This is a genomic window from Sutterella wadsworthensis, assembly GCF_003315195.1.
In the GTDB taxonomy this organism is placed as follows: domain Bacteria; phylum Pseudomonadota; class Gammaproteobacteria; order Burkholderiales; family Burkholderiaceae_F; genus Sutterella; species Sutterella wadsworthensis.
On sequence record NZ_QNRV01000014.1, the window covers coordinates 32,753 to 55,190 of the forward strand.

Genomic DNA, 22,438 nt, shown 5'->3' on the forward strand with positions numbered 1-22,438 from the left:
CCGAAGAAGCTGTGCGGCAGACGTGCGGGTCCCAACCATCCGCACGTCCGCCTTTCACAGACTCAAAATCATTTCTGCCATCAAACCTCGTCAACCGTTGCGATGGGCCGCACAGCCGCTTTGCGCTGATTCAAGGTGAGCCACAGTCCGCCGCTCAGCACGGCAGCCGCAGTGCTCCAGGAGAGCAAAAGACTCCCATTCGTCAATCCCGCCGTTAAATAACCGGCGCCGGCAGCAAAGGCCGTGAGCAGCGCATAGGGCAGCTGCGTTGCCGCATGTTCCATTACCGGACAGCCTGAACTTGCAGCCGAAAGCACTGAAGTATCTGAGATGGGTGAGGAGTGGTCGCCGAAAACAGAACCAGCCAGCACGGCACCCAACACAACAAAGACCATTGACGGATCCACGGCATATGCAATCGGCACCAAAATCGGAACGAGGATGCCAAAAGTCGCCCAGGAAGCACCGGTTGCAAAAGAAAGCACGCAGGCTGCCGCAAAACAGATGAAGGGGAAGAGCTGCATCACATCGCCGCCAAAACTTGTAACCAGCCCTTCAACGTACTGCGCTGACATTAATAGATCACGGCATATCCCCGAGAGCGTCCACGCCAGCACCAGGATGATGTTGGCCGGCAGCATCAGCTTCATGCCGTTCACGGCGCCGTCCATGCACTTCGTAAATGAAAGGACGCGGCGCGGCACGTAGAGCAATATGGTCGCAGCGAGCGTGCCAAACCCAGCCCAGCAGAGCGCCGAAGAAGATGACGATGCGCCGATCGCCGCGCCGAATTGATACTTTGTCGGGCCATCTGACCAAAAACCGCCCGAATATAAAAGCGAAGCGAAGGAAAAGATGAGAAGCAGCGCAATCGGGAAAATCATTTCCAGAAGCCCGCCGTTCCCAGTCGACTCGGTCTGCTCTTCATCCTGCGTGAGGTTCTCCGCTTTCTCTGCCTCAGCTTCAGCGGTCAGCATGGGACCGAAATCTCTGCCCCGCCAAATCAGAAATACCACAAGCGCAATGGTGAGAATCGCATAGAAGTTCCATGGGATAGCCGCCATAAACGCAGCCATGGACTGATCCTCGAGCGGCGTGCTTTTCAACGAAGCCGCTACCGCAGCTGCCCATGAGGACACCGGCGCAATGATGCAAACGGGAGCTGCCGTTGAGTCAACGATCCATGCCAGCTTGGCACGAGCTACTCGACAGCGGTCGGTCAGAGGCTTCATCACAGTGCCGACAAATAAGCAGCTGAAGTAGTCGTCAATAAACACAAGACAGCCAAGCCCGCAAGCCGAAAGCAAGGACTTCCGCTTCGTCTTCATTCGCCGCCCGGCCCATTCCCCATAGGCTTTTGAACCGCCCGACAGAGAGACCAAATAAACCACCGCACCTAAGAGTGACGTGAATATGAGGATTTTGAATTCAAGCGTCGCCACCATCATCGAAAAAACAGCATCCAGACTGCCGATGATGACGCCGCCCCCCGTAGAGCTTGTGTAGATAACCGCTCCTGTAAGAATGCCGACAAGCAGCGCAGAAATAACTTCCCTGCTGATCAACGCAGCCACAATCGCAGCCGCGGGAGGCAGCAATGACAACCAACCCGCATTAAAAGGCTCCATTACGCGAAGCTCCTAAAAAAAAGGCCAGCACATTTCACCACCAGACATTTACAACATCAGAGAGTGCTCGGGTTGATGTTTTTCATAGTGATAAAAAAGTGCTGGCCCATCCACACAAAAGGAGAGACCCCCACATCTTACAAACTCCAATACCAAGAAAATATCAAGGTTAACGATCAATAAAAATATATTTATATAGCCCGCAAGATCAATGAAAATATAATCACCATTGAAAACAAGGAAATTTTCTATTCACTTGCTGATCCGCCCTTGCCGCACAGCAGCAAACACGCTCCTAAAGACACCTGTATTTATATTTTACTTCATATATATCAATATGTTGATACATTGATGATGTCACGTTGACACTTTAAAAGTCCTTCTCATAAACCTTCATAAAGAACAATATCCCATCAAACTAATTCTTCTAAACAGCACTTTAAAATTAAATATTGTCACATCAACATGTTGATTTTTATGGATTAATACGTAAATAAGAAATTCCTCAGAAATTACACTAATGATTCTTTCCTGATGGAAGCCTAGGATTCACCTCAAGCATTAAGCGATTGAACGAAACCTTCAAATCCCGTTCTCCAAACACCTGAATTCATTCAATCGCAAAATACTTAAAAGCCTTAATACGTTTTTCTAAAAAATATTAGAAAGACAGCCCTTAAAGAGGACTTTCCTATGCGCAAACTCTATGTTGCCGCCACTGAAGCCAGTCGTTCAGCTTTTGAATGCGAACGCGAAGTCATCGACTTCGACAACGCCAACTTCACCCAGGTTTCCATCGCCGTCATGACGGCCGATGAGGCCCTCGCCGGCAAACTTGAGCAGATTGAGTCGAACGCCTTCGGCATTCCTGTTGTTATCCTGAATGAAGGCGGCAAAGTAGATCCTTGCCTGATTGGCCGTGCAGCCAGCATCATTGACCGCAAGAGTGACGATGCCAAGCTCTATGGCCGTCAGATTGACACCCTTGCGCAGAAGTATGAGGACACCGTCCTCCCGCCGTTCTTCGGCAGCCTCGAAGAATATGTTGGCAACGGCCATGCCCAGTTTGACTGCCCGGGACATCAGGGCGGCGCCTTCTTCCGCCGTCATCCTGCCGGCCGCGAATTTGCTGAATTCTTCGGCGAAAACGTCTTCCGCTCCGACTTGTGCAACGCCGACGTTTCGATGGGCGATCTGCTGATTCATGAAGGTGCACCGTGCCTTGCTCAGCAAAAAGCTGCCCGTATTTACAACGCCGACAAGACTTATTTCGTGCTCAACGGCACGTCAGCCTCCAACAAGGTTGTGCTCAACGCTCTGCTTGCACCGGGCGATCTGGTGCTCTTTGACCGCAACAATCACAAATCCAATCACCACGGTGCCCTGCTGCAGGCCGGCGCCACTCCCATTTATCTTGAAACGGCCCGCAATGCCTACGGTTTCATCGGCGGTATTGATGAACACTGCTTCGAAGAGCACTACCTGCGCGACATGATCCGCGAAGTGCGTCCTGAAAAAGCAGAAGCCAAGCGTCCGTTCCGCCTTGCGATCATCCAGCTCGGCACATACGACGGCACGATCTATAACGCTCGTCAGGTCGTCGACCGCATTGGTCACCTCTGCGACTACATCCTCTTTGACTCTGCCTGGGTGGGCTATGAACAGTTCATCCCGATGATGAAGGACTGCTCGCCGCTGCTTCTCGATCTCGGACCTGAAGATCCGGGCATCTTCGTGACGCAGTCCGTGCATAAGCAGCAGGCCGGTTTCTCGCAGACCTCGCAGATCCACAAGAAGGACAGCCACATCAAGGGCCAAAGCCGCTACTGCCCGCATAAGCGCCTCAACAACGCCTTCATGATGCACGCGTCCACTTCGCCCTTCTACCCGCTCTTTGCGGCGCTCGACGTCAATGCGAAGATGCACGAAGGCATGAGCGGTCAGCGCCTTTGGGCGGACTGCGTCCGCGTGGGCATTGAAGCCCGCAAGCTGCTCATGAAGACCTGCAAGTACATCAAGCCCTTCGTCCCGGCACTGATCGACGGCAAGCCGTGGGGTGAATATCCCACGGAGGAAATCGCGCACAACCTGCGCTTCTTCGAATTCGAACCAGAAGCGAAGTGGCACAACTTCGAAGGTTACGGCGATCGTCAGTACTTCGTCGATCCGTGCAAGCTGCTGCTCACCACCCCGGGCATCGATGCCGAAACGGGACACTATGCCGACTTCGGCGTTCCCGCCACGATTCTTGCGAACTTCCTGCGCGAAAACGCTGTCGTTCCGGAAAAGTGCGACTTGAATTCGATTCTCTTCCTGATGACGCCGGCCGAAGACATGGCCAAGATGGAACACCTCATCACCCAGATCGCTCGCTTTGAGGAATACCTCGACGCCGATGCGCCGTTGGTTGATGTGCTGCCCTCCATCTACTACGCCAATGAAGAGCGCTACCACGGCTACACCATCCGCCGCCTCTGCCAGGAAATGCATGACTTCTATAAGTCCCGCAACGTCAAGCAGCTGCAAAAGGAAATGTTCCGCCGTTCGCACTTCCCGCGCCGTGCGCTCGATCCGCAGCAGGCTCACTTCGAGTTCATCCGCGGCAACGCCGAGCTCGTGCCGCTTGAACAGGCCGAAGGCCGCATCGCTGTAGAAGGCGCTCTGCCCTACCCGCCGGGTGTGCTTTGCTGCGTCCCGGGTGAAGTTTGGGGCAATTCCGTCCTGCAGTACTTCCTCGCGCTTGAAGAAGGCATCAATCGCTGCCCGGGCTTTGCACCTGAACTCCAGGGCGTCTACATCCAGAAGGATCCGGATGGACGCAAGCGTGCCTACGGCTACGTGCTGACCAAAGAACGCACTGCCGAACTCGGCATTGAAGGCTAATCACTAACCAGCCGAATTTGGGCGGCTGCCGCTGCGGCCGCCCAAATCTGATCCCAACAACAATGAGGTGACAACTTATGTCCGGTTCCTCGAGCAAAATGAGCGTAACGCAGCTTACGCTCCTAACAGCCCTTAACATGATGGGCTCCGGCATCATCATGCTCCCGACGAAACTTGCTGAAGTCGGTACTTTCTCAATTATTTCCTGGCTGGTCACGGCCGGCGGCTCCACGGCTCTCGCCTACGCTTTCGCAAAATGCGGCATGCTTTCGCGCAATCGCGGCGGCATGGGCGGATATGCTGAATATGCTTTCGGCAAATCGGGCTCGTTCCTGGCCAACTACGCCTATTGCGTTTCGCTCCTGATTGCGAACATCGCCATTGCCATTTCGGCCGTCGGTTATGCCGTTGCACTCTTCGGCCTCAATACGACGCCGTTTGAAACCTGCCTCTTGACAATCGCGGTTCTTTGGATCTGCACGGTTCTCAACTTCAAGGGCGCCAAGATCACCGGCCTCATCTCCAATTTCACGGCTTGGGGCGTCATCATTCCGGTTGCCGGCATCTCTGTATTCGGTTGGTTCTGGTTCAACCCTGACACGTATACTGCCGCTTGGAATCCGCATAATCTGCCCGCTTTCGATGCCGTCAGCGCCTCGATTTCCATGACGTTGTGGTCCTTCCTCGGTCTGGAATCTGCCTGCGCGAACTCCGAAGCCGTCGACAATCCTGAAAAGAACGTTCCGAAGGCTGTGCTTGGCGCAACGCTCGGCGTCGCCGTGATCTACATCCTTTCGACCAACGTCGCTGCCGGTATCGTTGACAACGCTGAACTCGTGAAGTCGACCGCTCCCTTCGGTCTGGTGTTCGCAACCATGTTCAACGGCACCGTGGGCCAGATCGTTATGGGTCTGATGATCTTGTCGTGCTCCGGTTCGCTTCTGTCCTGGCAGTTCACGATCGCCCGCGTCTTCAAGTCCTCTGCCGACGAAGGCTACTTCCCGAAGTGGTTCTCCAAGGTCACAAAGGATGACGCGCCGGTTCTTGGCATGACGATCATCGTCTCGGTTCAGACGCTCATGTCCTTCATGACGATCAGCCCCTCCCTCTATCGCCAGTTCAATACGCTCGTTGACCTCGCTGTGGTCACCAACGTCATGCCGTACCTTCTCTCGATGGCTGCCGTGTTCGTGATGCTCAAGGCCGAAGGCGTGACGGGCAGTCAGGCGAAATGGGTCAAGATCATGGCCTTCATCGGCACGGTGTACAGCCTCTACGCGCTCTACGCTGCCGGCTTCGAAGCCATGATGTACGGTGCACTCGCCACATTCGCCGGCTGGTTCTTCTATGGTCTGGCTGCTGAAAAGCTCTTCAAGCACAACCATAAGTCCAACGTTACGCTGAGTGCTGCCGCTGACGATTAATTTCTAAATACCCATTGAAGCATCTGATTTCGATGCCTCTCAAACGAAGGCTGCCACCCTCGATATTTCGCGGGTGGCAGCCGTCCATTGACTGTCTCACAGTGATTTTCATTTGTCATCAAAGACGCTATGATCGAGTTCCTGCAATAATCGTAAGCTCACATATTCCACGCGTATACAAATAAAACATCCATCGCTCCGTGAAGTGATGAGCTTCGGTATGTTTTGAGCGCTGCCGACTTTCCAAACATTTTGAGGGTGCATATGTCAAGAAGAAAAATGAGCGTGACGCAGCTCACGCTTCTAACCTCCCTAAGCATGATGGGAGCCGGCATCATCATGCTTCCGGCAAAATTTGCCGAAATCGGCGCCATTTCAATGCTTTCATGGATTGTCACTGCCCTCGCCTCGGGAGCAGTGGCTTACGTATTCGCCCAATGCGGCATGCTGTCGAAAAAATTGGGAGGATTGGGCGGCTTTGCCGAATATGCCTTTGGCGAGCCCGGCGCTTTTATCGTCAACTATGCTTATGCCATTTCCCTCGTCTTCGGCAACATTGCCATCTCTCTGGCAGCCGTAAGCTATGGGCTGAGCTGGTTCCATCTCCCATTTTCATCCGTTTTTGCCTGCATCGGCTGCGTGCTCCTTTTATGGATCGCCTCGCTTCTCACCTTCCGCTCCCCGTACATCACCGGCCGCATCACCGGCATCTTCGTCTGGGCGCTCTTGCTGCCCTTGATTACGCTTGTCGTTGTAGGCGGCTTTTGGTTTGATCCGGCGCTCTATGCGGCCAATTGGAATCCCCATCAAATTCCAACGCTCGATGCGGTATCGTCGGGCATTTCAATGACCTTTTGGGCGTTCCTTGGCTTGGAATCGGCCTGTGCCAATGCTGAATCCGTGGAAAATCCGGAAAAGAATGTGCCTAAAGCCGTTATCTGCGCCACACTTCTAACGGCCTTCATCTATATCGCAACCACCAATCTGACGGCTGGTCTGGTTCCCAATGCGGTCATCCTTCAGTCTGATGCGCCATTTGCCGTGGTTTATGCCGCACTTTTCGGCGGAACATCGGGTGCTGTCGTTTCTTGTCTGCTCTGGCTGGGATGCGCCGGATCTCTCGTTTCCTGGCAGTTCACCATGGCACGCGTTTTTGCGTCATCCGCTCATGCCGGCTTTTTCCCGTCGATCTTCGGCCAAATGAATAAACATGATGCCGCCGTAAAGGGACTCATTCTGCTTACCGGCGTGCAAAGTCTTCTCTGCCTGCCGATCCTGAGCCCCTCGACCTTCACGATCTATGAGCAATTTACCGACCTTGCCGTCTTCATCACGCTCTTTGCGTTCGTGATCTGCATGAGCGGGAGCTTCGCACTGGCCAAAGCCGAGTGCACATCGCCCAAACGGCGGGAAACGATTCATACGATTGCCACCGCGGCAATTGTGATGCTGCTCGGTTCACTCTACTGTCTGAACTTTGACACCATGAAAATCGGCACCGTACTCGTGTGCCTCAGCTGGGTCTATTACGGCATGCTCAAAGGTCGGCTGTCAGCGAGTCAATAAGGATATTTTTTGAAGCCAAGTTCAACTTCATCCAGGAGGAAGGAGCGAGCAAAATCCATGAATTTAGAACGCTTCCCCTGAGACTTGGTTTGTCCTGCAGCCGCTTGTGCAGGCGGGCCTAATTTAGCTTCAGAAGCACCTTCAACAGAAACGGCATCCGGCTGCGGCTCCTCGGTCTGCGCAGTGCGCAGAAGCTCTGCATCAACGACGAGCTGATAACCGCGCTTCGGCACTGTCGCGATGTATTCCGGCGCCTCTTGCCGGCCGCGTCCATCGCGAAGCGCTTTGCGGAGTTCGAAAATGTTCTGCGTGACGGTTTGATCCGTCACTACAGAACGGTTCCAGAGATGCGCAACCAATTCCGTTCGCGAAATCACATGGTCGGGATGCCGAGCGAAGAAAATTAAAGCGTCCATCAGACGCGGCGGAACTTTCACCTCCGACCCGTCGCGACGAAGGGTATTCTCAGCCGGAAATACCGACCAATCTCCAATTTTCCAAATTTCGCCCAACATGGCTACTCCCTCTGCAGGTCCCATCAGCTAAGTGAAACTATCTAGTTTACTCATAATCACCGACGAAAATCGGCGCGTTTCCCAGCTGAAAATCCCTGTTATTGCAGATGCCTGTCTCTCTTTATTGCTTCAAAAACAAGCTGTTATACATAATGACGTCATTCTATCTCAGCTCTTTCGCCCGGCATAGTCAGGGAAATAACGCAATCACCGTTTTCGATGTATCTTGAGTGACTTAAAGTGTCCGTAGTTTCCCTAAATGCAGCACCCACAGTTTGCCTAACCTTTCTCACTCCAGCCCCAATGGACCTGTGATATGTGTCCTAGCGAGAAGATACGAGCCAACCAAGTAATGGTTGAAAATAGCTCGGAGACACTCAGCTTTGAATCGATAATACTTGACGCATCCGAGATGGTAATCATCAAATATCTTCAAGCGTAGTTCCTAGACAGGAGCTCATCAAGGCTTTAGAGCGGACATTAACCGCTAAATTGACAGAGATAACGGTACAGCAAGGTAATTGTCTTTTGATGCTAACAATGCTTCAAGAGTAAATTTTCCGTTGATGCAGTGTCCTGTAATGGAGATGCTGAGCAACCCAATAAAGTTTATCCTTTAAGCAGCACTATCGCTGTTACAGTAGAGTACTTAGAGAAATCCTCCTTCTAGCTGAGACGAATTCAAATCCAAAATACTTTTCAAACTGATGAATGTGGAATTCACTTCGGAGCCATGAGGCACCAATGAACCTACCGCAGCACTGACTGTCGCTCATCTATGATTGGATTCACCCTCATCCTGTCTCGCCTTCTAACAGCAATATCCACACTTTTGGGAGTGCTACTCTCTATCTCTGTGCCCACCTATGCGGCAATCAGTACATGCGAAGAGTCAATTCAAAAAACTGTTCGCATCGGTATTGAAGAAACATTGGATCCGGAGTTTTTTGTTGAAACGATGGGGCCGACGATGGCTCACCTGCGAGCTGTCTTTCCCAATGTTGCATTCAAAACAGAAACCCTGTCGATGGAAGCACTCTCTGAAGTCATCCGAGAAAAGCGCATTGACTTCTTCATGTCCGACAGCGGCCTCTACGCCTATGAAGCGCGTACGCACGGTGCCAAAGACATAGCCGTGCGTACACGCCCATTAGCAAAAGATCCTTCAAAAGCATCCAGCTCCGTTGTGATTGTTCGAGCGGATCGGCACGATTTGAAGGTCTTTGAGGATTTGAAAGGTACAACTGTTGTTGCAGAATCACCGAAGAGCTTTGAAGGTTGGCTCATCATTCAGGCAGTTCTTGCCGACAAAGGCTTCAACCCAACAAATTTCTGGGGAAAGCGTCTCTTCACCGAATACCGGTCACCAAACGCTGCAGAGCTCGTCCTAGCCGGCGAAGCAGATGTCGGCATCCTTAAAGCCTGTGACTTTGAGCAGCTTCTGACCTCTCGAAATTTCCGTTCTTCAGCTTTACGCGTCATAGAAGCACAAAAAACTGATGGATTAGCTTGCCTCCGATCTGCCCCGCTCTATCCGAACGTCGTATTTGCTTCGACTTCGGGAGGAGATCCTTCGTTTCTGAAAAAACTTACGATGGCGCTCCTTAACCAACCTCCATCTCATAAAGGATTCTCATGGGGTGCCGCCGGAGATTTTGTTGGCGTTGACCAACTCTACCGAAGCTTGAAGCTTGGACCTTATGCCTATTTGAGAGAGCTCAATTGGCAGGCTGTCCGTGAAGAATATCTCCCCCATCTTCTTGGTTTTGCTGGCCTCATCGCCGCCCTTCTCATTCATTCTGTGTATACAAAAATTTTAGTCAACGTAAGAACACGGCAGTTACGTGAGACGCTTGCCCGTCAGTTGGATTTAGAGAAGGAAGCGCGGATCAGTCGAACAAGACTCTCTCAGATGGAGCGTGCGGGCATTGTCTCCCAACTGTCTGGCATGCTTGCCCATGAAATGCTCCAGCCTGTAACGTCAATACTCAACTTCGCTGGTGGTTTAAGAATGTGCGTCAATCAACGGTTTCAAGAGGACCCTGCCATATGTCGAGCATCTGAAGCCATCTCCGAAGAAGCTCATCGGATCGCAGCCATCGTGGAACGCGTCCGCTCCTATGCAAAAGACGAAGACTCTCCGCGCATCTGTCTCAAAGCATCCACAGCGCTTGAAGCCGCTCTCAAAACCTTTCAACACTCATCAACGTCTGAAGAAGTACGCACGAGAGTTGTCATCAAGCACAACCCGCTTATTGAAGTGAACAAACTTGAAATCGAACTTGTGCTCTTTAACTTAATGAAGAACAGTGCGGCCGCAATGGCAGATGCGCCCTCCAAACAGCTTGATCTTTCTATCGATCAGCAAAACAATAAGGTCATATTCTCCATTCGTGATTTCGGTCCGCAACTCTCTGAAGCTGTCTTTGCGCATTTAACCGAACCACTCACCAGCATGAAAAAAGACGGCCTTGGTCTTGGATTATCTCTGGCAAAGGCGATCGTCGAACGACACGGAGGTCGCATCTCCTTTACGCGGCTCGCCGACGGTCTATGTGCTGAAGTCATATTGCCTACAGCAGCCACAGGATTAGAAGATCAAACGGTTCTGTCAACTCGTCAGGAGTAACTCAGAAATGACTGCTGCATCACAACTTTCGCCTGTTATCCGCATTGTCGACGATGATGACCGGGTTCGAGAGTCCGTTGCTTTTGTGCTTCAAATCGATGGACACCAAACCGAAGAATATGAAAGTGCGGAGGATTTTCTGAAATTTTCCGACTTTGAGCGCCCCGGCTGCATCGTACTTGACATTCGTATGCCGGGTATGAGCGGACTCGAATTACAACTGGAACTCAAAAACCGGGGATCAACGATTCCAATTCTTTTTCTCACAGGACACGGCGACATGGCTGCAGCAGTAATGGCACTTAAACGTGGTGCAGCGGATTTTGTCGCCAAACCGATTGAACCCGAAGTTCTGCAATCAAGCGTGAGAAATCTCGTTCATTGGCACTGTTCGCTTTGTAGAGAACTGGATATGCGTCGCAAAGCTCGCGAACGCTTCAACACACTCACACCGAAAGAGCAGGAAATCTGCCGAAGAATTGCCGCTGGAGCACTCAATAAACAGACAGCAATAGATCTCAATATTTCCGAACAAACCGTAAAAACGCATCGCGCAAACCTTTCGAAAAAACTCGGTCTACGCTCAGCAATCGAAATCGCAGAATTTCTGAAAATGCTCGATAACATCCCCAATGTGATCTTCCCGATCACTGCGCACAGAGACTGAACATGCCAAACCGCCGAAAATTATTGCTGGCAGCGGGTCTCAGTTCCTGTGCACTTCCCTGTGTTCAAGCGGCTCGTCAACCCAAACAACCGCATGTTGTCGTCATTGGGGCGGGAGGCGCAGGTCTCGCCGCAGCGGCTGAAGCAGCAAGGTGCGGTGCTTTAGTCACAGTTTTAGAAAAGCAAAACGCAGTCGGTGGCGATACGCTGATCTCGGGTGGGTTCTATGCAGCAGTAGATCCTAAGCGGCAGATTCCACAAGGCATTTCGGATTCAATTGAGCGCTTCACAGCCGATATTCTCGAAAGCGGCGGCGATAAATCCGATCCTCGACTGGCACAAATCCTGGCTCGTGGCGCGGGCGCAATGCTCGAACAGCTTGAATCTCTAGGAATGCGCTTTCAACCCGATGTCATTGAAATCTACGGTGCACACTGGCCGCGTTGTCACAAGCCCATGATGCCGAACGGTGTTGGGTACATTCAAGCACTTCATTCCGAAGCCTTAAGACGCGGTGCTCAAATCCGTACAAACTGTCAGGTGACGGGCTTAATCCTCAACCCCGCCGGAAACGTTTCTGCTGTCCGATACACATCTCACAAGAAGATTTATAAGATGCGCGCCAACGCCGTCATCATCGCCTCGGGCGGGTTTGGAGCTAATACAAAGATGGTTGCTCGGTACCAACCCAAACTCGCCATGCTGACTACCGACAACACTCCAGGATCTACCGGCGAAATGCTAGAAATCGCCGTACGAGACTGCCGTGCAAAGCTCATTGACATGGCAGAAATTCAATGCCTGCCCGGCTGCCCGGCAGACCGCAAACATCGCGTAAGACTTCACAACGATGTGAGCCGCTTCATTTTCGTTGACCCGTCCGGTCGGCGATTCTGCCGAGAAGATGAACGCCGCGATGTCCTGCGTGACACTGTACTTTCCCTCCCTGGAGGCATTGCTTACTCCATTACAGATGCTGCCGGTCTAAGAAGTTATGACATTCTCATCCAAAAAGAAGCTGTTCTTGGTGTTGAAACGGGAGACGCCTGGTCCAGCAGCACTTTGGAAGGACTTGCCAAAATGATGAAGCTTCCGCCAAAAGCAGTTGTCTCTGCGGTTGCAGACTATAACGATGGAGTTCATAGAAAGTGTGACCGTTTTGGAAAATCTCCTCGGGAACTCAGGCATCTCATTGTCGAACCGCCCTTTTGGGGTTGCTATGCCGCGATGACGATCCACTATACGATGGGCGGCCTGAAAATCTCTCCTCAGGCCCAGGTGCTCGATGATGCAGACCAGATCATTCCTGGACTTTATGCGGCCGGAGAGGCTGCGAGCGGAATTCACGGCATTAATCGAATGGGAGCAAATGGCATCAATGATGCACTTGTATTCGGCACGATTGCGGGAAGAGAAGCCGCTCTTTGCGGCTAATTGCTTCTCGCTTTTTTTGAGTTTGTCAATGCAACCATGTAGTGAGGACTTTACAGGCAAGACTGCCGAGAATGACTCTTGTGTTCATTCAGGTTCTTTCCAGTTTTGAAAGAAAACCTCTGAAAAGGAGATGACCATGACTCAAGTTTCCCGCCGCCATTTGCTCGCCGGAGCAGCTGGCGCCGCCGCTGTGTATGGTGCCGCCACTGCACATGCAGCAACCACTTCAGATCTCAACATCTGTGCCGCGCCAAAATTCGATGAAAGCTTTGATCTCGTTGTGATTGGATCGGGTGGTGCAGGTCTCTCGTCGGCCGTTATGGCGAAGCAACAAGGTGTCAAGCGCATCCTCGTTTTGGAAAAGATGGCATTCCTCGGCGGAAACACTGCCATCTCCGGCGGCGGCTTCAACAGTTACGATCCGCCCCGACAGCAAGCTCAGGGCATCAAGGACTCTCCTGAACTACATTTCGAAAACACCTATGACGGTGGGGACCGACGTGCCAATCCGGAACTCGTTCACGCTATGACGGAAAACTCTTACGCAGCCATTCAATGGCTTGAGTCCATCGGCATGAAGTTCAAACCGAATGTTTACCAAATCTATGGCGGTCTCTATCCGCGTTGCCATGCCCCCTACGGTTCGCTCGGTTCGGACTACATCAAGGTACTGAAAGCACAGTGTGACAAGCTAGGTATTGAAATCCGCACTAACTCCCGAGTCGTTCGAGTCCTGCGCGAATCGCCGTTGGAAGGTAAGGTAACGGGGGTTGAATATGTAGATAAATCCGGTAAAAAGCACGTCATTGAAGCAACCCTTTCCGTCGTAGCTGCAGCTGGTGGCTTTGGTGCCAATCCGCAAATGCGCGCTCTGCACGACCCGCGTATGCTGAACCTGACGACGACGAATCAACCCGGAGCGACGGGTGATCTCATCCCGCTTCTGCAGGACATCGGGGCCGAAGTAACAGGCATGGACTTCATCCAATGCAATCCTGGCTGCCCTCCGGGCCGTTCGCACCGCATCATCATGCACCTCATCGTGCGCAACTTCATCATGGTCGATCTTTCCGGCAAGCGCTTCGTCGCTGAAGATTCCCGCCGCGACGTCATCCGTGATGCAGTCCTCTCACTGCCAAAGCAGACCGCCTTTTCTATCATTGACCAAAACGGTTTTGATGAGACGAATCCCGGTCATCAAGCGGGCATCCTTAAAGGATTTGAAACCGGAGACGCCTGGAAAGCCGACACGATCGAAGAGCTCGCTGCGAAAATGAAGGTAGATCCCGCAGTTCTTAAGAAGACGATCGATGACTTTAACGCCGGCGTCGACGCTCAAAAGGATGCACTCGGCAAGGCTCCGAAGATGCTGCGAAAAATTGAACGTGCACCTTTTTACGCGGGCTATGCAGGCATGAGCGTACATCACACCATGGGCGGCATTGTGATCAACTCCAAGACCCAGGTCATTGATCGCCGAGGCCATATCATTCCGCATCTCCATGCGGTCGGCGAATTAACGGGCGGTATCCACGGTACCAACCGTCTCGGCGGCAATGCCATCTGCGATATTTTCACTTTTGGGCGCTTGACGGGTATTGCGGTCGCAAAGGGTGAATAACTTTACTAATCTAAATTAATCTGCAGCTGCGGCCTCGGTCCTTACATGGGATCGAGGCTGCTTTCATATGACACATCCGAGAAACATGAATCAACAACTATTGCTGCAATATAGAAGGATTATTGATCTAATCTTTATGGTTAGTGACTAAGACTGTTTAATAGATACCTGAGGAACCTGCCATTTCAAAAAGATAGTTGGCATACCGACAGCTTACAGTCGACATACGGTCTTCCACTTATCTCTTTGTCGTCTACTGAGCACATCCGCCGTCCAGATTGGTATTGCTTAAAACCCTTCAGACAGCCAAACGCTCCATCGCGAGTTCTACCCAAATGGCTGCGCCGGTCGGCAGAACACGGTCGTCGAAGTCAAAGGAGGGATTGTGCAGATTGGTTGCGCCGTGCGGAGCCTGACCGCCCAAGAAGCAGTAGGCGCCCGGCACCTTTTCGAGCATAAAGGAGAAATCCTCACTCCCCATCTGCGGATTCGCAGCCCACTGAGTTTTGGCTTCACCAACAACTGCAGCAGCAGCCTTCTTCATGGCTTCAGCGAGCTGAGGGACATTATCCAAAACCGCATAAATGGACTCAAACTCCACCTCCGCTTTAACGCCGCAGGCGGCGGCAGTCGATACGGCCACTTCTTCGATTCGGCGGCGAAGCAACGCGCCGGTTGCGCTTGAAAAGAATCGAGTGCAGCCGCCGAGCTCAGCTTCCTGCGGAATGATGTTGAAGGCTGATCCCGTATGGATCTTGGTGACCGACACCACCGCTGAATCAAGCGGCGCAACATTACGCGCAACGATCTGCTGCAAGGCCACGGTGACGAGAGATGCCGCCAAAGCCGCATCCGCCGAAAGCTGCGGAGCGGAACCATGCGCCCCTTTGCCGTGAAGCTTGATCGTGAAAAAGTCCGACCCTGCCATAGCAGCGCCGCTCTTCACGGAGAAAGTACCGGGCTCAACATCCGTCCAGTTGTGCATCCCATAGATCTCATCCATGGGGAAGCGTTCAAAAAGGCCGTCTTTAATCATGGCCAAGGCGCCGCCCGTACCTTCTTCGGCCGGCTGGAACACCAGAACGACGCGGCCGCGAAAGTTCCGATGCTGCGAAAGGTAACGCGCGGCAGCCAAAAGCATCGTCGTGTGGCCGTCATGACCGCAGGCATGCATTTTGCCCTTGACGGTCGACTTCCAAGACTGCGACGAACACTCCGTAATGGGAAGCGCATCCATATCGCAGCGCAGACCGATCGAACGTCCCGGCCCCAGATCGCCGTTAATCACGCCGACGACCCCCGTTACGCCGACGTGTTCAGTCACTTCAATACCCCAGGAGCGAAGCTTTTGCGCCACGATCCCGGCCGTTCGCGTTTCTTCAAGACCGAGCTCGGGATGCATATGGAAATCATGCCGCCAATCGGCAAGCTCTTCACGCTCAGCTTCGAGCGTCTCCAAAATCTTGTTCATGGTTAAACGCCTCAGGAAAAAGAAAAATCAGAAAAGATGCGCAGTACGGCCGAACGGGTAGTTCGTACCCGGTGCTGCAGCGATAAGAGACTTGGTGTATTCGTGCTGCGGGTGGAAAAAGACATCCTGCACATGACCCGATTCCACGCATTCGCCGCGGCGAATGACAATCACATCGTCACAAATCTGACTCGCTACACGCAGATCGTGTGTGACGAAGAGGATGCCGATGCCAAGCTTCACCTGAATTTCTTCCAAGAGCTTCAGGATATCGGCCTGCACAGAAACGTCGAGCGCGGAAACGGCTTCGTCGCAAATCAGAATTTCAGGCTCACAGGCGAGTGCGCGGGCGATCGAAATGCGCTGACGCTGACCGCCGGAGAATTGATTCGGATAACGATTGAGTGCGTCGGGCGACAGGCGAACAATCTTCATAAATTCCTGCGCGCGCTTCCAAGCTTCTTCCTTGGGAACCCCAAAGTTGACGGGACCTTCCACAATGGATTCACCCACCGTCATACGGGGATCGAGCGAACGGTACGGATCCTGAAAGACCACCTGCAGCCGGCGGCGAAGACCGTGGAGCTTGCGCTTGGGAGCCGCGGCCACATTCTCCCCATTCACCCACACTTCACCCGAAGTCGGATCAATCAAACGAGCAATTGAGCGGGCAAAAGTCGATTTGCCCGAGCCCGACTCGCCGACAATGCCGATGGTTTCACCGCGGCGAAGACGGACCGAGACGCCCTTTAGTGCGCGCACCTTGACCCGCCCGGTAAAAAAGCCTCCGAGCGTATAGGTCTTCACCACATTCTTCGCTTCCAGAAGGGTCGGATTGCCGTCAACCGGCGGGCGGCGACGGGGTTTTAATTCCGGCACCGCATTGATAAGCTTCTGGGTATACGGCTCTTTCGGATGCTGCAGAACCGCGTTGGCAGGTCCCGTTTCGATCTGTTTGCCGAGTTCGAGCACCACGACCTGATCAGCAATTTCACTCACTACGCCAAAGTCGTGCGTAATGAAAAGGACCGCCGTGCCGTTCTTCTTCTGAAGTTCCAAAATGAGCTTCAAAATACTCGCCTGCGTCGTCACATCGAGCGCGGTGGTGGGTTCGTCGCAGATCAGCAGATCGGGCTTAAGCAAGAGAGCCATTGCAATCACAATGCGCTGACGCTGTCCGCCCGAAAGCTGATGCGGATATGAGCGGAAAATTCTCGGCGGATCCGGAAGCCGCACCTCCTCGAAGAGGTCAAGAATACGGATGCGGCGTTCATATGGTCCCATCGGGACGTGTGCTCTGAGGAGTTCATCCATTTGATCGCCGCAGGTCATCACCGGATTCAGAGCGGTCATCGGTTCCTGAAAAACCATGGCCATCTTGGCGCCCCGCAGCCGGCGTATTTCGTCTGGTGTTCGGCGAAAGAGATCCATCCCGAGGAGCTTCACCGAACCCTCGGCCGGTGCGAGTCCCTTCGGCAGCAGTCCCATAACCGTTGAAGCGATAACAGATTTCCCAGACCCCGACTCGCCGATCAGACACGTCACCTCACCCTCATTGACCGTGAAGGAGACGTGCTCAACGGCATTCGGACGATCGCCGCCCGGCGGCAGACTTACGGCAAGGTCTTCGACCTCAAGCACTGGGAGCTTTTGAGCCCTGAGAGAAGATTCCGTCATTTGTCGCTCCGCTTCGAGAACTTCGGGTCCAGTGAATCGCGCAGACCGTCACCGAGAATATTGACTGAAAGGATCGTGAGAACGAGGAAGATGCCGGGCAGCAGCACCATGTGCGGATACGCATTAAATTGGCTGCGCCCTTCGGCCATGATGTTCCCCCAAGTCGCTGCCTCAACCGGCATGCCGACCCCCAGGAAGGACAGAATGGCTTCGACCAGAATGGCTTCGGCACAAACATAGGTGCCCTGCACGATGAGCGGCGCTGTGGCATTGGGGAGAATGTGACGCAGAAGGATCTTCCACACCGGCGTATCCAAGGCAATTGCCGCTTCAACGTAAGGTTCCTCTCGCACCGACAGCACAACGGAGCGCACCAGTCGGGCAATGCGCGGAATACTCGGAATGGCGATGGCGGTCACCACAATGACCAAAGCGTTGCCGAACATAGCGATCAAACTGATCGCGAAGAGGATAGCCGGAATGGACATAAAGCCATCCATCACGCGCATCATCACGGCATCCACCCAGCGGAAATAGCCCGAAAGGAGGCCGGCAACCGTACCGAAGAAAACCGCGAGGAGCGCCACTGAAATGCCGAGCGTGATGGAAACGCGGCCGCCGTAGAGCGTGCGGCTCCAGATATCTCGGCCAAGCGAGTCTGATCCCATCAGGAAGAAGTGCTCGAATTCGTCGCCGTCGAGCGTCATAAAGATATTCGTCGTGCCGGGCAGCAGGTTCTGACTGCCCGGATCGAGCATCGTCGGATCGATTGTCCCGAGCCAGGGCGCAAAAATCGACATCAAAATCAAAAGGAGCAGCACGCCGCCGCCGAGACGGACGGAACCGTTGGCGAAGACTTTGCGCAGAGCGTTCTTAAACATTCCCAGTCTCCTCACTCGCGGATCCGCGGATCAAAGAGCGTGTAGCTCAAATCGATCAGCAGGTTGATGAACATGTAGAGCATCGAGAAAAAGAGCGTGACGCCCTGAATGAGCGGATAGTCGCGCGACATCACCGCATCGATCGTGAGACTGCCGAGCCCGGGGATGGCGAAAACAATCTCCGTCACCACAACGCCGCCGATCAGAATCGCGATGCCGACGCCTACGACCGTGACAATGGGAACCGCAGCATTGCGAAGCGCATGGCCGAGCAGCACCTGCATTTCAGTGATGCCCTTGGCGCGGGCTGTACGGATGAAGTCTTCCGTAAGCATCTCCGCCACCGATGCGCGCGTAACGCGCGCGATGAGCGCCACATAGATGCAGCAGAGCGTGAGAGACGGCAGGATCAGGTGCGAGATCCACCCCTCAATGCTTTCGTCATAGCGGACGTAGCCCTGCGACGGCAGCAAATTGAGCTTTAACCCAAAAAGCCATACGAAGCAGTAGCCCAGCACGAAGGACGGAATGGAAAAACCCAGGACAGAAAAACCCATCAAGGCACGGTCAACCCAGCCGCCTTGGCGGTAAGCCGCCCAAGCGCCGAGCGGAACGGCAATGAGAACGGTGAGAACGATCGTGAAGCCCGCCAGTGACAATGTCGGACCAACGCGGTCGGCGATCAGATCCGCCACCGGCCGGTTGAGAAAGTAGGAGCGGCCGAGGTCGCCCTGAATGAGTTCCATGCACCAGCGCACAAACTGTTCGGGCAGCGGATCGTCCAGTCCCAGCTCGGCGCGGATGCGGGCAATGTCGGCAGCCGTGGCGGAATCGCCCGCGATGGCCGCTACCGGGTCGCCCGGCGACAAATGGAGCATCAGGAAAACAATCAGCGCGACGATCAGTGCGACTGGAATGAAGGCCAGGAACCTTCGAAGAATGAACATGTCTGGTCTCCTATTCTCTTTTAGAGCGGGAGTCTGCAGAAAACGAGGGGTCTGTTTTATCGATAGAGGCAGAATCGAACACAAAGCGTTTCGGCCGGAGGCGCAGAATGTCTCCGGCCGAAAAGCCGTGTGTGCGTTTGAGGCGCTTAGTCCTTCTTCAGACCCCAGAAGACGCTGATCGGAGCCTCAACCAGCCCGGAAATATTCTTTCTGAGCGCAATGATGGGCTTGGCTTCACCGAGCATGCCGTAGACGCCAGAATCCATGACGCGCAGCTGAATGCCTTCGGCAAGCTCTTTGCGTTTGGCGAGGTCCGAGGTCCCGACGAACTCATCCTTAAGCGCTTCAAGCTTCGGATCGTCCGTCCAGCCGAACCACCCTTTCAGACCGCTGCCGGTGAGCGGCGCAAAGAAGAGCGGGTTGAACGTATCGGCCTGATTCCAGAAGGTGATGAAGCCGTTCCAGCCGCCCTCAGATACGGGGGAGCTCTTCGTACGGCGCGTGACCAAAGTGGCCCAGTCCATCGACTGAAGATCGACCTTGAAGCCTGCGCGGCGCAGCAGTTCAGCCATCACCGGCGGATATTTATTCAAGCTCGGCATATCGGCCGGCAGCATCAGGACAACGGGCGTGCCGTCATAGCCGGCTTCCTTCAAAAGCTCCTGAGCACGCTTGAACTGAGGCTTGCCGGTGAAATAGTCGGTCTTGTCGGACGCATAAAGCGAGCCGCACGGGTAAATCGACGTGCAGGTGTTCCAGAGCTCCTTATGCACGATCTGTGCGCGCTGCAGCGCCGCCTGATTGATCGCCATGAGCGCGGCCTGCGCAATCTTCGGATTATTAAAGGGCGGAATGGCATGGTTCAGATGCAGCATCGCCGACTGCTTGCCCGTCTGGTTAAGGAGCTGAATATCGGGGTTCTTTTTGAGCACCGAATACTGTTCATTGGGCACCATTTCAACCACGTCGACTTCGCCTTTTTCAATGGCATTGGCGACCGTCTGCGCATCGCGCAGGATCACCCAGTCGAGCTCATCGACGTAGACGTGCTTGCCGCCGGCCGTGCCGTCAGCGGGCTCGTTGCGCGGCACATAGTACGGGTTCTTAAGGTAGACCACCTTTTCGCCCGGACGATAGCGGTCTGCCGCAAACATGTAGGGGCCTGAGCCCGTCATATCGGTAATCTGCTTGAAGGGGTCAGTCTGAGCGACCTTCTCGGGCATCACAAAAAGCGGAATGGACGACGGTTTGGAAAATGCATCGAGCACCATGCCGAAGGGCTTTTTAAAGTCGAGCGTAAAGGTGCGGTCGTCCTTGGCTTCGAGCTTCTCGGCAGCCGCAAGCAGCTTCGCACCGAGATTGTCACGCGCACCCCAGCGCTTAATGGATGCAATGACGTCTTTGGTCGTGAGCGGCGTGCCGTCAGAGAATTTCAGCCCTTCACGCAGCGTAAAGCTGTAATGCAGATTGTCGGGCGACGCCGTGTAGGTATCAACGAGCTGCGGTTTGATTTCGCCCTTTTTCGTGAGGCCAAAGAGCGTGTCGTAGATCATGTAGCCGTGGTGACGCGTTACGAACGCGGTCGTCCACACCGGATCCAGTACTTTCAGGTCGGCGTGCGGCACAACCTTCAAAACCGTTTCTGCCCAGGCCGGGGCAGCGAGCATCAGCGCGGCAGTGAGAGCCGCGAGCGTTTTCTTGCAGCAAAGCGCCATTTTTTTCTTCCTTCAGAAATCGAACGGTTCGAATGACGGCTCGCGCGCGCTCAATGCGGTATGCCGCGAAGATTTGAGCGCACCGAGTCATTCGTCCGTGCGGCGTGCGAGTGGATGTGTTTCTGCCGGATGCTTCCATCCGAGAAGACTGCTGCGATCCGTTTCCGAGGCGGACCCAGAATTTCTTCTTCCCATTTGTTGACCGTCTATACCGCGGCCTCGGTTTCACTCTACAGCGCTGATTTCGTCTTAACGGCTGCGTAAGCTTTTCGCCGCAGGAATTCTGCCGATTGATGAAAGCCGCCAAAGAGATACCGTCGAATGTCCTAAGCGGTATGTCGGATTACGGCACGCCGCATCCTCAAAATCCACCCGGTACTGCACCGTTTCTGTATGAAGGAAAATGGGATCGACCACCTTCAGAAACAAGTCGAACTTAAGCGAAAGTAAGAACGGCTGCATAGATAAGTGTCTAAGGGGCATCGCTAGCAGAAAACTGGTATGGCGACCTCCCTTGCTTTGCTCATCTGGCCATATACCTCCGTCTAATAATTGATTCCGGCTGCTGTTTTTTCTGTTAACTATGCCCTTGCAAGGATCGCCCATCACATCAATGCTGCTAAGGGAAAGCCGTTTCTGCCTCCCGTATGAATGAAGTTCACGCCGAGGCGCTGCGCCGTAAGTCCGTCCGTATCTGGGTTATCTCCAAGAAATACCACCTCACGACGATTTGCTCCCAACATCCGCAAAGCTTCTTCCGCCAGCAGTGTTTCTGGTTTCCCCACTAATACAGGCGAGCATGCCGTTTCCAATTGACAGCTCACCGCACTCCAAATAGCGCCTGTTTCCATCCGTACATTTTCACCCTCAGGATGCGTGAAGTCTGGATTTGCAAGAATGACTTCTGCGCCGCAGCGAACCGCATTTACGATTCGCTCGAGATGCTCCATCGTGAGTGTGCGGTCGCGGCAGATGAGAATGCCCGCGGTCTCACCCACAGACCTTGCCTCATTGAGCATCTTTTCGGCCAGTTCGCCTATTTCATCACTTGCAAGCCACAGCATGGGAGCGCTTCCGAAACGCTTGAGCGCAATGCCGACCGCATACTCTCCGGCAAGAAAAATACGCTCTTGCGAGATATAGGCTCCTCCATCGGCAAACCGCTTGGCAATCGTTTTGGCGGTCAGGGTTGAATTATTGGACACCAGTGCGCAGGGGCGGCTAGCGAAGAGCTTGGCAGCTCCCACAACCGGGCACCCCGTTGGGTCAAAGAGAACGCCGTCAATATCGCTGATGACAAATCTGGCTTGCGCAAGAACTGCCTTGGCTGATGTGAGCCCATGACTTTGATAAATGGCACTTCGCATGATCAGGCTTAGAA

The 22,438-nt window shown here is 53.6% G+C and carries 16 protein-coding genes; 7 read left to right on the top strand and 9 right to left on the bottom strand.

Annotation, left to right across the window (positions count from 1 at the left end; genetic code table 11):
* Nucleotides 1–80: 80 nt before the first annotated feature.
* Nucleotides 81–1,628 carry a Na+/H+ antiporter NhaC family protein gene (locus DES29_RS07040; RefSeq protein ID WP_005432061.1) on the bottom strand — a complete coding sequence of 516 codons (1,548 nt, stop codon included), beginning with the start codon at nucleotides 1,626–1,628 and terminating at the stop codon, nucleotides 81–83.
* 693 nt (nucleotides 1,629–2,321) lie between these two features.
* Between DES29_RS07040 and speF the strand changes: the two genes are divergently transcribed.
* From speF to potE (DES29_RS07055), 3 genes are all read left to right on the top strand, one after another.
* Nucleotides 2,322–4,511 carry an ornithine decarboxylase SpeF gene (gene speF / locus DES29_RS07045; RefSeq protein ID WP_005432060.1) on the top strand — a complete coding sequence of 730 codons (2,190 nt, stop codon included), beginning with the start codon at nucleotides 2,322–2,324 and terminating at the stop codon, nucleotides 4,509–4,511.
* A 77-nt stretch (nucleotides 4,512–4,588) separates the two neighbouring features.
* Nucleotides 4,589–5,935 carry a putrescine-ornithine antiporter gene (potE, locus tag DES29_RS07050; RefSeq protein ID WP_021994748.1) on the top strand — a complete coding sequence of 449 codons (1,347 nt, stop codon included), beginning with the start codon at nucleotides 4,589–4,591 and terminating at the stop codon, nucleotides 5,933–5,935.
* 279 nt (nucleotides 5,936–6,214) lie between these two features.
* Nucleotides 6,215–7,501: a putrescine-ornithine antiporter gene (gene potE, locus DES29_RS07055; protein ID WP_236578895.1), complete on the top strand. Its 1,287-nt coding sequence runs from the start codon at nucleotides 6,215–6,217 to the stop codon at nucleotides 7,499–7,501.
* Here the strand turns inward: potE (DES29_RS07055) and DES29_RS07060 are convergent.
* A complete protein-coding gene (locus DES29_RS07060) occupies nucleotides 7,495–8,016 on the bottom strand; it encodes a winged helix-turn-helix domain-containing protein (RefSeq protein ID WP_021994750.1) in 522 nt (173 codons plus the stop codon). The two genes, potE (DES29_RS07055) and DES29_RS07060, sit on opposite strands and share 7 nt — an antisense overlap.
* Nucleotides 8,017–8,794: 778 nt before the next feature.
* Between DES29_RS07060 and DES29_RS07065 the strand changes: the two genes are divergently transcribed.
* The 4 genes from DES29_RS07065 (at nucleotide 8,795) to DES29_RS07080 (ending at nucleotide 14,366) form a co-directional block, all read left to right on the top strand.
* Nucleotides 8,795–10,645 (top strand): sensor histidine kinase, encoded by a 1,851-nt coding sequence (locus DES29_RS07065; protein ID WP_021994751.1) that lies wholly within the window; start codon nucleotides 8,795–8,797, stop codon nucleotides 10,643–10,645.
* Between the two features lie 7 nt (nucleotides 10,646–10,652).
* Nucleotides 10,653–11,312, top strand: coding sequence for a response regulator transcription factor (locus tag DES29_RS07070; RefSeq protein ID WP_016474895.1), 660 nt, complete (start codon nucleotides 10,653–10,655; stop codon nucleotides 11,310–11,312).
* Nucleotides 11,313–11,314: 2 nt separating this feature from the next.
* A complete protein-coding gene (locus tag DES29_RS07075; RefSeq protein WP_113854653.1) occupies nucleotides 11,315–12,745 on the top strand; it encodes an FAD-dependent oxidoreductase in 1,431 nt (476 codons plus the stop codon).
* Between the two features lie 136 nt (nucleotides 12,746–12,881).
* Nucleotides 12,882–14,366: an FAD-dependent oxidoreductase gene (locus DES29_RS07080; protein WP_016474897.1), complete on the top strand. Its 1,485-nt coding sequence runs from the start codon at nucleotides 12,882–12,884 to the stop codon at nucleotides 14,364–14,366.
* A 298-nt stretch (nucleotides 14,367–14,664) separates the two neighbouring features.
* Here the strand turns inward: DES29_RS07080 and DES29_RS07085 are convergent, their stop codons facing one another.
* From DES29_RS07085 to DES29_RS07115, 7 genes are all read right to left on the bottom strand, one after another.
* Complete coding sequence (locus DES29_RS07085; protein ID WP_021994753.1) at nucleotides 14,665–15,837, bottom strand: amidohydrolase; 1,173 nt, start codon at nucleotides 15,835–15,837, stop codon at nucleotides 14,665–14,667.
* Between the two features lie 27 nt (nucleotides 15,838–15,864).
* Nucleotides 15,865–17,514 carry an ABC transporter ATP-binding protein gene (locus DES29_RS07090; protein WP_021994754.1) on the bottom strand — a complete coding sequence of 550 codons (1,650 nt, stop codon included), beginning with the start codon at nucleotides 17,512–17,514 and terminating at the stop codon, nucleotides 15,865–15,867.
* Entirely contained in the window at nucleotides 17,511–18,395 is an 885-nt protein-coding gene (locus DES29_RS07095) for an ABC transporter permease (protein ID WP_046446815.1), read from the bottom strand. The genes DES29_RS07090 and DES29_RS07095 overlap by 4 nt, the downstream gene beginning before the upstream one ends.
* Before the next feature lie 11 nt (nucleotides 18,396–18,406).
* A complete protein-coding gene (locus DES29_RS07100) occupies nucleotides 18,407–19,342 on the bottom strand; it encodes an ABC transporter permease (RefSeq protein WP_005432043.1) in 936 nt (311 codons plus the stop codon).
* Nucleotides 19,343–19,488: 146 nt separating this feature from the next.
* Entirely contained in the window at nucleotides 19,489–21,057 is a 1,569-nt protein-coding gene (locus DES29_RS07105; RefSeq protein ID WP_021994756.1) for an ABC transporter substrate-binding protein, read from the bottom strand.
* 249 nt (nucleotides 21,058–21,306) lie between these two features.
* Nucleotides 21,307–21,519, bottom strand: coding sequence for a hypothetical protein (locus DES29_RS12375; RefSeq protein ID WP_147145887.1), 213 nt, complete (start codon nucleotides 21,517–21,519; stop codon nucleotides 21,307–21,309).
* 143 nt (nucleotides 21,520–21,662) lie between these two features.
* Nucleotides 21,663–22,424: an HAD family hydrolase gene (locus DES29_RS07115; protein WP_005432034.1), complete on the bottom strand. Its 762-nt coding sequence runs from the start codon at nucleotides 22,422–22,424 to the stop codon at nucleotides 21,663–21,665.
* Nucleotides 22,425–22,438: the final 14 nt, after the last annotated feature.